Annotated in this window: 14 protein-coding genes; 8 read left to right on the top strand and 6 right to left on the bottom strand. The window is 63.3% G+C overall.

The features are described from left to right. Positions 1-6: 6 nt before the first annotated feature. Together IYW40_RS07045 and nadA are read right to left on the bottom strand one after the other, a co-directional pair. Complete coding sequence (locus tag IYW40_RS07045) at positions 7-627, bottom strand: DUF4202 domain-containing protein (RefSeq protein ID WP_196399995.1); 621 nt, start codon at positions 625-627, stop codon at positions 7-9. A 38-nt stretch (positions 628-665) separates the two neighbouring features. Beyond that, positions 666-1,766, bottom strand: a complete 1,101-nt coding sequence (nadA, locus tag IYW40_RS07040; protein WP_196399994.1) for a quinolinate synthase NadA — start codon at positions 1,764-1,766, stop codon at positions 666-668. 241 nt (positions 1,767-2,007) lie between these two features. Here nadA and IYW40_RS07035 point away from each other — a divergent pair, with 241 nt between their 5' ends. The 3 genes from IYW40_RS07035 (at position 2,008) to IYW40_RS07025 (ending at position 5,632) form a co-directional block, all read left to right on the top strand. Continuing rightward, positions 2,008-2,958, top strand: coding sequence for an aspartate carbamoyltransferase catalytic subunit (locus IYW40_RS07035; RefSeq protein WP_175095487.1), 951 nt, complete (start codon positions 2,008-2,010; stop codon positions 2,956-2,958). A 35-nt stretch (positions 2,959-2,993) separates the two neighbouring features. Continuing rightward, positions 2,994-3,407 carry a hypothetical protein gene (locus IYW40_RS07030; protein ID WP_196399993.1) on the top strand — a complete coding sequence of 138 codons (414 nt, stop codon included), beginning with the start codon at positions 2,994-2,996 and terminating at the stop codon, positions 3,405-3,407. Positions 3,408-3,592: 185 nt separating this feature from the next. Then, entirely contained in the window at positions 3,593-5,632 is a 2,040-nt protein-coding gene (locus IYW40_RS07025; RefSeq protein ID WP_196399992.1) for a pentapeptide repeat-containing protein, read from the top strand. A 3-nt stretch (positions 5,633-5,635) separates the two neighbouring features. Here IYW40_RS07025 and cysK read toward each other — a convergent pair whose 3' ends face one another. Next, positions 5,636-6,619: a cysteine synthase A gene (gene cysK / locus IYW40_RS07020; protein ID WP_196399991.1), complete on the bottom strand. Its 984-nt coding sequence runs from the start codon at positions 6,617-6,619 to the stop codon at positions 5,636-5,638. A gap of 30 nt (positions 6,620-6,649) precedes the next feature. Further along, on the bottom strand, positions 6,650-7,453 hold the full coding sequence (locus IYW40_RS07015; RefSeq protein WP_196399990.1) for a sulfite exporter TauE/SafE family protein: 804 nt from the start codon (positions 7,451-7,453) through the stop codon (positions 6,650-6,652). Between the two features lie 169 nt (positions 7,454-7,622). Between IYW40_RS07015 and IYW40_RS07010 the strand changes: the two genes are divergently transcribed. From IYW40_RS07010 to IYW40_RS06990, 5 genes are all read left to right on the top strand, one after another. Beyond that, entirely contained in the window at positions 7,623-8,105 is a 483-nt protein-coding gene (locus tag IYW40_RS07010) for an Rrf2 family transcriptional regulator (protein WP_123176196.1), read from the top strand. A gap of 77 nt (positions 8,106-8,182) precedes the next feature. Beyond that, the gene (locus IYW40_RS07005) at positions 8,183-8,887 is read left to right on the top strand and encodes a protein-L-isoaspartate O-methyltransferase (protein WP_196399989.1); all 705 of its coding nucleotides are present in this window, start codon (positions 8,183-8,185) and stop codon (positions 8,885-8,887) included. A 113-nt stretch (positions 8,888-9,000) separates the two neighbouring features. Continuing rightward, positions 9,001-10,470, top strand: a complete 1,470-nt coding sequence (locus IYW40_RS07000) for a TolC family outer membrane protein (RefSeq protein WP_196399988.1) — start codon at positions 9,001-9,003, stop codon at positions 10,468-10,470. Between the two features lie 207 nt (positions 10,471-10,677). Further along, positions 10,678-11,271, top strand: a complete 594-nt coding sequence (locus tag IYW40_RS06995; RefSeq protein ID WP_246720697.1) for a DUF2497 domain-containing protein — start codon at positions 10,678-10,680, stop codon at positions 11,269-11,271. A gap of 105 nt (positions 11,272-11,376) precedes the next feature. Further along, entirely contained in the window at positions 11,377-11,637 is a 261-nt protein-coding gene (locus tag IYW40_RS06990) for a septum formation initiator family protein (protein WP_246720696.1), read from the top strand. Here IYW40_RS06990 and IYW40_RS06985 read toward each other — a convergent pair. After that, positions 11,634-12,524, bottom strand: a complete 891-nt coding sequence (locus tag IYW40_RS06985) for an MBL fold metallo-hydrolase (RefSeq protein WP_196400147.1) — start codon at positions 12,522-12,524, stop codon at positions 11,634-11,636. The genes IYW40_RS06990 and IYW40_RS06985 overlap by 4 nt on opposite strands. A gap of 108 nt (positions 12,525-12,632) precedes the next feature. Further along, a complete protein-coding gene (locus tag IYW40_RS06980) occupies positions 12,633-13,115 on the bottom strand; it encodes an SH3 domain-containing protein (RefSeq protein WP_196399985.1) in 483 nt (160 codons plus the stop codon). Positions 13,116-13,122 lie beyond the last annotated feature (7 nt).

Raw genomic sequence — 13,122 nt, 5'->3', positions numbered from 1 at the left:
CGACGCCTAGTCGACCGCGACTGCGGCGAGCCGCGCGAGCGCGGCGGCCTCACGGGCGATCGCCGCTTCGACCAGGCTGCGCGCGCGCGGCGGCAAGGGCAGGGCGAGCGCCGCCGCATGGCCCTTGGGCGACATTTTGCACAATGTCTTGCCGAGAATGTCGACGAGCTTGTCGTCGGCATACTCCCGATGCTTTTCGAGAAATTCGTCGAAGTAATGCTCGAGAAAGACGATCGCAGCGATGTTTTCGAGCGCCTGCGACTCAGGGTCTTTCTTGAGCTGTTCCTTACGAATCAACGCGCCGACATGCGCGACGGCCGCTTCGTCGTAGCCATGCGCCCGCATGATCTCCGCAACCAGATTGGCGTGGTGAATGCGGCAGGCGCGCCGCCAATCGTTGTAGCCGCGACGGCCTTCCTCATAAGTCGCGCGCGCGATCTCCCAGCGCCGCAGATGTTGCGCGCGCGTCGCAATCTTCAGCAGATCGGAGGCGTCGGGGTAGAGCGCGGCAAGCCGCGCGCTCATGCGCTCGGCGTACACCAGCTCAAAGGCTCGGCCCTCGACGCGGCGCGGATCGTCGGCATTGGCGGCGTCGATGGCCGCAATCGTCGCATCGAGCGCCAGCATTGTTCGCCCTGTTCAAGTCAGGCCAAGCGGCCCGCAGTCTAGCCTAGATCAATCATCCGTTGCACGCTGCGGCGCGCGCGCTCGGCCACTGCGGGGTCAACGGTCACTTCTTCGCGAACGTAAAGCAGGCTGTCGAGGATTTTCGGCAGCGTGATGCGCTTCATATGCGGGCAGAAGTTGCACGGCCGCACGAATTCGACGTCCGGCGTTTCGGCGGCGACATTGTCGGCCATCGAGCATTCGGTGACGAGCAGCACGCGGGCCGGCTTCCTGCTGCGCACAAAATCGATCATCGCCGCCGTCGAGCCGGCGAAATCTGAGACCTCGATCACCTCGCGCGGACATTCCGGATGCGCGAGCACCTGCACGCCAGGATGATCGGCGCGATAGTTCTCGATCTCTTCGGCGGTGAAGCGCTCATGCACCTCGCAAGCGCCGCTCCAGGCGATGATTTCCACCTTCGTCTGCGCGGCGACGTTCTGCGCCAGATAGCGGTCGGGAACCATGATCACGCGCTCGGCGCCGAGGCTCTCGACGACCTTGACCGCGTTCGACGAGGTGCAGCAGATGTCAACCTCGGCCTTCACATCGGCTGAGGTGTTCACATAGGCGACGATGGGAACGCCGGGATATTGCTTGCGCAGGGCCCGCACGTCGGCGCCGGTGATCGACTCGGCGAGCGAGCAGCCCGCCTTCATGTCCGGAGTGAGCACGACCTTGTTCGGATTGAGCAGCTTCGAGGTTTCGGCCATGAAATGCACGCCGCCCTGAATGATAATGTCGGCGTCGGATTTCGCGGCAAGTTTCGCGAGCTGCAGGCTGTCGCCAATATGATCGGCGACGCAATGGTAGATCTCCGGCGTCATGTAATTATGCGCAAGGATGGTGGCGTTGCGCACATCTTTGAGATCGTTGATCGCCTTCACGTAAGGGGCGTGGAACGGCCACTCGACGGGCGGAATGACTCGCGCCACGCGTTCGTAAAGATGCGCGGTCGCGGCCTGGACCTCCGGCGTCCATTCCAGAGCGGGGCGGGGCAGGGCCGGAAAGCGGCCGCGTGGGCCAACGCCAAGGGCGTTCGCCGGAGGCTCGCGCCTCGCGCTCGGCGCGCTTCGGACGTCGCTGGTCAGGAGTGTCATTGTTTGGCGCCTCACGCTTATACTCAAAGTGAGTATAAGTAGCCCCCATAAAATCTCCGAGACGGATACCGCTCGGAGCGCTCAAGCTTCCAAGACTAAGCCGCTGATGAGGATCTCGCAACTTCGTCGCGCAAGACATGTGCTCGGCCCGAGTATATGTCAAGGGAAGGACGGCTGGGGACCGCTCTGCGCTTCCGCGGATGGCGCTTTCGGCGCTGGCCAAAACTGCTATAGACGGCGCATGCAATCAGGGGCGACGCCAGCTTCTTTCCCGCACCGTCACCTTCTCGGCATTGAAGGATTGACCCGTCCTGACATCGTCACCCTCCTCGACATGGCCGAGGAGGCGATCGAAGTGTCGCGGCGGGTCGACAAGAAGCGTTCAAGTTTGCGCGGGCGGACGCAAATCAATCTGTTTTACGAATCGTCAACGCGCACGCAGGCGTCCTTCGAGATCGCCGGCAAGCGTCTGGGCGCGGACGTGATGAACATGTCGGTCGCGCGCTCCTCGGAGTCGAAAGGCGAGACGCTGATCGACACGGCGATGACGCTGAATGCGATGCGGCCGGATATCATCGTGGTTCGCCATGCGCATGCAGGCGCGGCGCATCTTCTGGCGCGCAAGGTCGACTGTTCCGTCGTCAACGCCGGCGACGGCGCGCATGAACATCCCACTCAGGCGCTGCTCGACGCGCTGACGATCAGACGGAACAAGGGCCGTATCGAAGGGCTGACGATCGCGATTTGCGGCGACATTCTCCATTCGCGCGTCGCCCGCTCAAACATCCTGCTGCTTGGCGCGCTTGGCGCCCGGGTGCGCGTCGTCGGGCCTTCGACGCTTGCGCCGGACAGTCTTTCGCGGCTGGGCGTCGAGGTGTTTCACGACATGAGGCGCGGCCTTGACGGCGCTGACATCGTCATGATGCTGCGCCTTCAGCGCGAGCGCATGAGTGGCGCGATGACGCCGAGCGCCCGCGAATATTTCCATTTCTTCGGGCTGGACGAAGAGAAGCTGGCCTATGCGGCGCCCGATGCGCTGGTCATGCATCCCGGGCCGATGAATCGCGGCGTGGAAATCGACACCGCCGTCGCCGACAGCGCGCGCTCGCTTATTCGCGAACAGGTCGAGATGGGCGTTGCGGTGCGCATGGCGGTGCTCGAAGCGCTCGCGCAGCACCTGCCAAATGTGTAAGCTTCTCCAAAATCAATGATCGTAGGGGAGTAGAAATGATCAAGCTCATCCGCTTTGTTGGGCTCATCATGCAGTCAATCTTGATCGAGTTTTTACACGTCTTCGGCCTCGTGGCGTTTCTTCTCGCCGCAGCGCTCGGGTATTTTCGGCTGCCGTCCTGGCTCGTGCCAATCGTCGGCATTATCTGTGGAATCATCGCCGACAAATTTATTGACCAGACCGAAGTCATCGCCCTTCTCGAACGGGCGGCGTCCGCCAATCAGCGCGGCGGCTTCCTGGTGATCGTCTACATCGTCATTGTCGCCGTCGGCTATGTCGCAGGCGCTTATGCGCGCGCGACGGTGCATCGCCGCAAGATCGCGCAGGCGACGCCGAGCCCCGTGGCGAAGCAGCCGCAGGCGGCCAAGCAGCCGCAAAAGCGCAACAAAAGCGGATCGTCGAAGGCCTGAAGAATGCGCGCCGGTTTTCGGCGCGTTTCCGTCACAGCCCTTCGAACAGCGCCGTGGAAAGATAGCGTTCGGCGAAAGAGGGAGGCTTGCGGCGTCGACGCTTCGCTTTGTAAGCTGTCGTCGACGCCGACCCTGACGCGCTCAATCGTCGTTTGGCCTGCGCGTCGGACGTTTTGGGCGGCGCCATGACGTATTTTTTAAGAGCTTGCGCATTTCTCCTCGTGTTGCTGGCTGCGCCCTCGGCGCGCGCCTGCTCCTGCCCGTCGCCGGTCGTGAAGGACTGGGCGGGGAATCTGCGCCATGCGGATGTCGTCGCTGATTACGTCGTCGAGAAGCTGCGGCCGGGGTCCGACCGTTCCTATAAAATCGCGACCGTGAGAGTCACGCGGGGTTGGAAAGGCGAGAAGACCGGCGCGCGCCTCGATGTCGAATTCGGCGGAGACAGCACCTGCGCGACGAGCATTCCCGAAATTGGTGCGACGGCGCAAAAAGAACCTTTGAGTTTGCTTAAACGTGCGCGTGGGGTTCTCTATAGCCCGCCCATCTGTTTCGACGGCGTGTCGGCGTCGGTGGTCGAGAAATTCGCCACCGAACGTGAAGCTCTGGAGGCGAAAGCACGCGCCGCGCCGGACGACGCCGACGCGCAGCTCGTGCTCCTCGCTCATTTTCTCTACTGGAAGGAACCTGCGCTCGCCCTTCCGCTCGCGAGGGAGGTCGCGCGCCGCTGGCCCGATCGTCCTCTGGCTCAGCTGCGTCTGGCGGAAGCCCTTACGGCGGCTGGAAAGCCCAAGGAAGCGTATGCCGCGAAAAGCGAGGCGTGGGCGTCGCGCAGGCTGCGCGCGCGCACAACATTGCTCGAAATAAAGATGGAGCAGTCGCATAAGAAGATATCTGAAGGCGGGAGAACCGGATATTTTTCGTTCGACGGCCACAACGATTTCAGCCGCTCCGACCTATCGAACAGTATTTTGAGCCAGGTCCTTTTTCGTTCTAATTTCGATGGGCGCGGCTCGGACTTTAGCGGCGCGCGCTTCGCCAATGTCGGATTCGAGGGGGGCAATTTCGTCGGCGCCCGATTGAACGAGGCGTTCTTCAATTCGGTCGAATTCAACGCCGCAGATCTGTCGGGCGTCGAAGCCATAGAGTTCACTTGCGTTGTATGCTCCTTCGCCGGCGCCGATCTTCGCGGCTTCGTGGCGCCGCAGGCGTCGCTCTTCCGCGCCGAGTTCGCGCGCGCCGATCTCTCCCGCGCCAAGTTGGAAGACGCGGACTTGCGTTATGCCGACCTGCGCGCCGCGCGGCTGGTCGGGACGAAGCTCGACGGCGCCAATCTTTCCGAAGCAAATTTGCGGGAGGCGACGTTAGACGGAACGTCGCTTCGCGGCGCAAATCTCCGCAGCGCCGACTTGCGCAGCGCCGATCTGTCGCGCGCGGACCTCTCCGGCGCGGATTTGAAAAACGCCTCGGTCGATTGCGCGACGCGTCTTCCCGAGCGCTTCGACGCCTCGACATTTGCGCTTATTCCCACGCAGGCCTGCCTGAACGAAAAACCGCTCGTTAGAGCCGCGAGTCTCGGTCGGCGTGTTTCGGACGCTAATTTCGCCGATGCGAGAATCGATTTCGCTTGGGTGAAACATCCTCCAGAGTTCCGCGAAACTGTTCTCGATCGAGCGACGCTCGTAAACTTTGAAGAAGGTTCACGTTTGCGCCTATCCGGCGTTTCGGCGCGCGGCGCGACATTCGAGGATTTCGCCGGGACCCTTTCGATTTTTCGTTCCGACACGTCGAACGTCTTGATTTCCGGAAAAGCCGGCGCTGCCGAACATGGCGTCTATCTCTCGCGCACAGGCGGGCGGCTCGACGGAGCGACGCTGCGCAACGTCACAATCCAGGTGTCGGATAGCAGCTGGAAAGATGAAGAAGATACCCCGACCTCGATCGAAACGCTGCGGGTCGAAAATGCGCATATCCGATGCCGTCACGATGAGCCGCGCTCCAACTCCATCGTCATCGGCGAACCGCCCGCAAAACGCGAGCGCGACCGCCGGCGCATGATCTCGAATTTCGTCCTCGATCTTGCTTTTGCGCGAAAGCTCGCCTCGCTCGGCGCCTCGAACAGGTTGGAGGACGAATGCGCCAATGCGATCGCGCTTTATCTCTCCGACTCATGCAAGGCCGGCATGGCGAAGGCGGGCTTCGCCTATGAATGCCCGCCAGCGCCGTGACTGTTACAGCCCTTCGAACAGCGCCGTGGAAAGATAGCGTTCGGCGAACGACGGGATGATCAGAACGATATTCTTGCCCTCGGCCTCAGGGCGGCCGGCGATCTCCAAGGCGGCGGCGACGGCGGCGCCCGACGAGATGCCCACCGGAACCCCCTCCACGCGAGCGAGCAGCCGCGCCGTCTCGAACGCCGTCTGATTGCCGATGGTGATGATCTCGTCGATGACGCTGCGATCGAGAATGGGCGGCACGAAGCCCGCGCCGATGCCCTGAATCTTGTGCGGACCGGGCGGTCGTCCCGAAAGCACGGCCGAATCTTCGGGCTCCACGGCCACGACGCGCACGCCGGGCCGGCGCGCCTTGAGCGCCTGGCCGACGCCCGTGATCGTGCCGCCAGTGCCGACGCCCGAGACGAAATAGTCGACCTCCCCATTCGTGTCGTTCCAGATTTCTTCCGCCGTCGTCACGCGGTGAATCTCGGGGTTGGCCGGGTTCTCGAACTGTTGGGGAATAACGGCGTCGGGATTTTGAGCGGCGAGTTCACTGGCCTTGGCGAGCGCCCCCTTCATCCCCTGCGAGGCAGGTGTGAGCACAAGCTCGGCGCCGAGCAGCGCCAGCATCTTGCGCCGCTCGATCGACATCGATTCCGGCATGATGAGAATGAGTCGATAGCCGCGCGCGGCGGCGACGAAGGCGAGCGCGATGCCGGTGTTGCCGGACGTCGGTTCGATTAGCACCGTTTTCCCGGGCGTTATCGTGCCGCTCTTTTCGAGCGATTCGATCATGCTCACGCCGATTCGGTCTTTGACGCTCGCGATCGGGTTGAAGAATTCGAGTTTGGCGAGGAGATTCGCCTTTACGCCGCGCTCCCGCGCGAATCGATCGAGCCGGACGAGCGGCGTATCGCCGATCGTCTGTGTGATGGAATCATAGATTCGGCCTCGGCCAGGTTTGGCCGGCGGCGTGAAGCTCGGTGCTGCCTGCGACATGTTTCGCCCCCAGGGAAAGAAGAATGAGGTCTAGATTGAGAGTTTGATTCCGACCAGAGCCATGACGCTCGCAAGAGCCGGCCGCAGGTAGCGGTCGGGAACCCGAGTAGCGAAATGGGCGCCAATGGCGATGCCTGGAAGAGACCCGATGAGGAGCGAAAGAAGCAGCAACCAGTCGACTCCGCCCATCAGCCAGTGCCCGAAGCCGGCAATCAGCGTCAGCGGCACGGCATGGGCGATATCGGAGCCGATAAGACGCGCCGTCGGCGTGTGCGAATACAGCGCCAGAAGCACGGTCATGCCGATCGCCCCGGCGCCGACCGAAGAGATCGAGACCAGCACGCCGAGAAGAACGCCGAGTATCGCCGTCAGCCACAGCAAGCGCCGGTCGCTCATGTCGTTCGTGTGTCTCGCGATGTGATCGAGAATCCACCGACGGAAGAGAATTGAGAAGGCCGTCAGCAGCAGCGCGAATCCCAGCGCCGAGGTGATGAGCCCATTGGCCGCATGGCCGCCGGACTTCCCGAGCCAAGAGAGGACGATAAGACTCGCGACGCTCGCAGGCACGCTGCCATAGGCCAGCCGGCGGGTGATGCGCCAGTCGACGGTGCCGTGCAGGGCGTGAACGAGCGTGCCATTCGTCTTGGTGACGGCGGCGTAAAGCAGGTCGGTGCCAACGGCGGTCGTCGGGGGCACGCCGAAAACCAGCATCAGGATCGGCGTCATCAGCGAGCCGCCGCCCACGCCGGTGAATCCGACAAGCGCGCCTACGAAGAAGCCAGAAGCGGAGTAGAGAAGATTGATCGCGCTGAGCGCGTCCAACAAGGCGGGCATTTCTTTCTTTCGTCGGCGGTGCTAATTTTACTCTATAAATCTAGTCAACTTTGTCAATTCTGCCGCGCGCCAGATTTTGGGAAAAGGTGAACATGCCGGTCGACTGCGGTAGTATGCCGGCGCAACAGGGCGTCCGGTTCGGGCCTGGGCCCTAAAGGTCATGACGGGAATGCTGACAAAAAAAGCCAAATACGGCCTCAAGGCCATGGTTCATCTGGCGGGGGTGCGGCCGGGAGAAACCGCATTGGTCGCGGATATCGCCGCCTCGAATCAAATTCCGAAGAAATTCCTCGACGCAATTTTGGGCGAGCTGCGCAACGCTGGCTTCGTTCATTCGAAAAAAGGCAAGGGCGGCGGCTATATGTTGGCGCGGCCGCCTTCAGACATAGGCGTCGGCAATATTGTGCGCGCGCTCGACGGACCGCTGGCGCCTATCCAATGCGCAAGCAAAACCGTCTACCGTCGTTGCGACGACTGCACGGACGAGACGCGATGCGCGGTTCGCCTCGTCATGCTACGGGCGCGAGAGGCGATCGCCGAAGTGCTCGACAAGACGTCGCTTGAGCAGATGCGCGGATTGGGCGAGAGCGGCGACGGCGTCCGTCTGCTCGTCGGTGGGGAAGCTGCGCGCCAAGCCATGGACATGGCGTGAGCCGGCGCCTATAAAACGCCGGCGCGGTTCCGCGCCGCAGCATCTCCTCCAAGGGGCCGGCTAAGGCCGGAAAGCGAATGTTGGACAGGGTGGCGCAAGTGACGAAGACGGGCGAGGCGACAGCGACTTTGCGCCACACCATGGTCGAGCGCCAGCTTCGTCCGTTCGATGTGACCGATGTGCCGCTGCTTGAGCGCTTCCTCGAGACGCCGCGCGAGATTTTCCTGCCGGACTCGCTCGCCTCGCTCGCCTATTCGGATATGGCGATCTCCGTGAAGGGCGCCAGCGGACGCAAACGCAACCTGCTGCCGCCGCTCGTGCTGGCGCGGATGCTTCAAAGCGCCGACGTCAGAGCGACGGATAGAGTGCTCGATATTGGCGGCGTGGGGTATTCGTCCGCACTCGTCTCTGGCCTCGCCGACAAAGTCGTCGCGCTGGAATGCGATTCCGGTCTTGCCGCCTGCGCCAAGGCTGGCCTCGCAGCATTGGGCTGCGACAACGTGCAGTTCGAGCTGGGGCCTTTGGAAAAGGGCTTCGCAGGCGGCGCCCCGTACGACGTCATCATTATTCAAGGCCGCGTTCAGGCGGGACTCGAGGCGTTGTTCGAACAGCTGACGCCCGATGGTCGGCTGCTGGCGATCGTCACGCCGGAGTCGCGCGCCGGCCAGCAGGTCGTACGCTTCGAGCGCCAGGACGGCCGCTCCGCGGGCGAACTGCCGTTGTTCTCGGCGACGGCGCCGGTGCTCGATGGCTTCGAACAGGCGCCCGCCTTCAACCTCTAGCGCCGCCATTTCGCCTCAATCGCGTTCCTAGCGTTGCGTTCGGTGACATCGTTGAGACTGGTCGCCGCCGTAGAGTGGCGCGCACGTCGACGCGTGAGGATAGGTTGAGAACGATGAGAATTGACGGGTTTGGCCTCGGGTGGCGGCGGTCGGCCAACGTCCTGTCCTGCGCGTCCGCCGCACTGGCGCTTGCAGCTGTGGCTCTTTCGCCGGGCCGGGCCTCCGCGGAGAGCCTTCTGTCGGCTCTGGCGCGGGCCTATTACGGCAACCCGGATCTCAACCAGAGCCGCGCCAATGTGCGGGTGCGCGACGAAGACGCGCCGAAAGCCAAGGCGGGGCTTCGGCCGAAGGCCAGCATCACGGCTCAGTACGGCGCGCAATATGCGGCGATCAAGATTCCCTTTGGCGGCAGCAGCAGCCAACAGTCCGGCGCCGCGTCCGGCGCGAGCGGCGATTTTCAGGACACCTACGTGGGCTACCCACGCGGCGCGACTCTGAACATGTCGCAGACGATTTTCGACGGCTTCCGCACGGAAAATTCCGTGCGTCAGGCGGAGTCGGGGGTCTTCGCGGCGCGCTCGACGATGCGCCTGACCGAGCAGGCGACCCTTCAGAACGGCGCTACCGCCTACATGAACGTGCTGCGCGACACGGCGGTGGTGTCGCTGCGCAAAAACAATATTTCGGTGCTTGAGGAACAGCTCAAGCAGAGCCGCGATCGTTTCCAGGTCGGCGAAGTGACTCGAACCGACGTCGCCCAGGCGGAAGCCTCGGTCGCGCTGGCGCGTTCGGAATTCTATGCCGCGCAGGCGCTGCTCAAGAACAGCATGGCGAACTACCGCCAGATCATCGGCGCTGAGCCAAAACACCTTGAGCCGGGGCGCAGCCTTGAGCCCTTATTGCCCAAGTCGCTGGAGCAGGCGATCGCCATCGCATTGGTGGAGCATCCCGGCGTGACCGCGGCCTTTCACCAAGTGGATGCGGCGGCGCTCGCGGTCAAGGTCGCGGAAAGCGCGCTGGCGCCGAATCTCTCCGTCAACGGCCAAGTGTCAAATCAATATGACTCTTTTCTCGGATTGCCGGGATCGAAGCAGTTCACTGCATCAGCGATAGCGCAGTTGAATGTCCCGCTCTATCAGGGCGGCTCCGAGTATGCCTCAATTCGTCAAGCCAAGGAGCAACTCGGCCAGGCGCGGCTGAATGCCGATGTTCAGCGCGAGAGCGTCCGCGCAAGCGTCGTTTCGAGCTACGGACTCCTCGACACCGCGAAGGCGTCAATCACCTCCGGACAGGCGGCGGTGAAGGCGGCGGAGACCGCGCTCGCCGGGGTGCGCGAAGAGGCCAAGGTCGGGCAACGCACGACCCTGGATGTGCTGAATGCGCAGCAGTCTCTGCTCAACGCCAGGGTCAACCTCGTGACGTCGCAGCGCGATCGCGTCGTAGCCTCTTATGCGGCGCTGGGGTCGATCGGACGCTTGTCGGCGCAAGAACTCGACCTCGCGGTCGCGCTCTATGATCCGAGCGTTCATCTCAATCAGGTGCATGACCTGTGGTTCGGTCTCGACACGCCCGACGGTCGATAAGAATTTCGCGAATGCGGGTGACATCATAGCGCGAAAAGTGTGGAATTCGTTCGGACCGAGTTGATTCGCGGGTTTAGCGCGGTCAGAGATCCGGTCCACCCTCATGCGCGGCCCTTTCGCGCAAAGCGGCAGAACTCCATGAGCGCAGCGAACGCATCCGCCCCGTCGCATTCGTTGCAAGACGAAGCGCGCGCGAACGAGCCGTCAATGGAGGAAATTCTCGCTTCCATCCGTCGTATCATCGCCGATGACGACAGCCTGCCGGGCGCGCGTCGCGATGATCGCCGCCGCGCGCGCGATATCGACGCGGCGCGCAGCGCCTATCCGGCGCCGGTGCTCGAGCGACGCGAGGACGAACCGCCGTTCATTGAAGACCTGCACGACGGGATCGAGGAAGCAAGGGACGTTCGGCTGGTGTATGTCGCCGGCGCCGCTCCTCAGGAGACGGGACCCGAACGGACGGAAGCCGAAGAGTCATCGGAGATTGAACGCGTGGTTGAGCGCCAGGAGCCGGGCATGGAGATCTGCGATGTTGCGCCGGTCAGGGATAGGGCGTTGCTTTCGGACGAGCCCGCTGCGACGGTCGCGTCGAAATTTCAAGCGCTCGCCGCTGGCGTAGCGTTCAGCGAGAGCGACATTCTCGACAGATGCGCAAAAGAGATGCTGCAGCCGATGCTGCAGCAATGGCTCGAGGCGAATCTGCCTGCGCTCGTGGAGCAGCTGGTGCGCGCCGAAATCGAGCGGCTGGCGCGGCCTGCAAACCGCCTGGCGGCCTCGGCCCGCAAATCGAGTCAGCCTTAACGACGCTTTAAACGGGTCGAAGCTATCCTCGCGGCCATGCATCGGCTCCGAGTCCTGATTCATTCGCTCGTGCTCCCGCTCAGCCTCTACACAGTGGCTGGCGTCATGGCCGCCTATTTCATCTGGCACGGCGTTAACGGTCAGCGCGGGCTGAAGATTGGTGAAGAATACGAGCAGAAGCTCGAGCAGTTGCGTTTCGAGCGCAACCTGCTCAAGCTTCAACGCATGCACTGGGAAAGCCGCCTGGCGCTCATCAAGGGTGAAACCGTGGACGCCGACATCCTCGAGGAGGAGGCGCGCAAGCGACTGGGGCGGGCGCACAAGAACGACGTCGTGATCTTTTTGCCGGCGCCGGGAGCGCCCTAGCCTCGGCGCGGCGAGAAACGCGCCTGCAAGACCGGCTGTCCCGTGCAGTCGACGAGGCCGCGCGAGATCAGATCTTCGAGATGGGCGAGGGCGGTCATCGCCGCCGCGAGGTGGAGACGTTTGTCGACGCCCTCGTAAATATGCGCGACGATTTCAGCGATCGTTTCGTCCCCCAATTCGAGACGCTGAAGAATGGCGGCCTCGCGCGCGCGCCGGTGATGAAGCAAGGCGCGCAGAAAACGCTGGGGATCGTGCATCGGTTCGCCGTGCCCCGGCCAGTAGATGCGGTCACCGCGCCCGCGCAGCCGTTCGACCGACGCCATATAGGCGCCCATGGAGCCGTCCGGCGGCGCGATCACTGTTGTCGCCCAGGCCATCACATGATCGCCGGTGAAGAGCGCCTGCTCCTTCGCGAGCGCGAAGCAAAGATGGTTCGCCGTATGCCCCGGCGTCGCCAGGGCCACAAGCGAAGCGTCGCCGATTTCGAGCGCATCGCCGTCTCTCAGCACGATATCCGGCGCGTAGGTCGGATCGTGGGCTGCGTCGAGGTTGGGGGCGCCGAGGCGTCGCGACTCGCTGGGCATGTAGGGAGCGCAGCCGGCGATGATTGCGCCCGTCGCCTCCTTCAAGGCGCGCGCCGCCGGCGAGTGATCGCGATGCGTATGGGTCACCAGCACGTAACGCAGTCTTTCGCCGCTGATGCTTGCAAGCAGCGTCTCGACATGCCGCGGGTCGTCAGGGCCGGGGTCGATGATCGCCACATCGCCATTTCCGACGATATAGCTGCAGGTTCCCGTGTAGGTGAACGGACCCGGATTTGGCGCGACCGCGCGCCGCGTCAGCGCCGAGACGCGCGCCGAAACGGCTGGGTGTGTTCCGGCTTGAATGACGGCGCCCTCATCGCGACCGAGGGGCCGCGCGTCATCATACGGCGTCGGAGGCGCGCTCGAAAGAGCGGCGCGGCGGTGGGATGCTCCAGCGCCACGCCGCGCAGATTACATCGGGAAAAGGGAGTCCTGACGCTGCAGCTCGGATTGCAGAGCGTAGCCCTTTTTTCCGCCGTAGTTCACCTTGCACCAGGTCGTCTCGCCCCAGCCATAAATGCAGGAGCCGATATTGACCGTCGTGTTCTCGGGGATGCTGCCGAGGATCTTGTAGTTGACCCCCGGGCCTTTGTAGATGGCGACGTCGTTGTTGGTGGTCACCGGCGCGATGTCGACCTTGTTGCCCTGCGTGCCGAGCACGCCTGCGGCGACGAAGCCTTTCACGTTCCCCGCCTGAATCTGGCACCAGTCGCGTTTCCAGCCACCGCCACAATCGAGCACTGTGACGTCAACGCCGGCGGGCAGCTGGCCGATGACGGGCCACTTCGGGCTGGGGCCAGACCGGACGTTCGCGGCGCTGGTCAGCGGGCTGGCGAAAGCGGAAGCGCCGAACAGAACGGCGGCCGCTGCAGCGAATCCGATAATTTTCTTCATCTCTATC

The organism is Methylocystis sp. H4A (genome assembly GCF_015709545.1).
Taxonomy (GTDB): Bacteria; Pseudomonadota; Alphaproteobacteria; order Rhizobiales; family Beijerinckiaceae; genus Methylocystis; species Methylocystis silviterrae.
The sequence above is the reverse complement of the archived record's forward strand: the minus strand, read 5'-3'. Positions and strand labels throughout refer to the sequence as shown.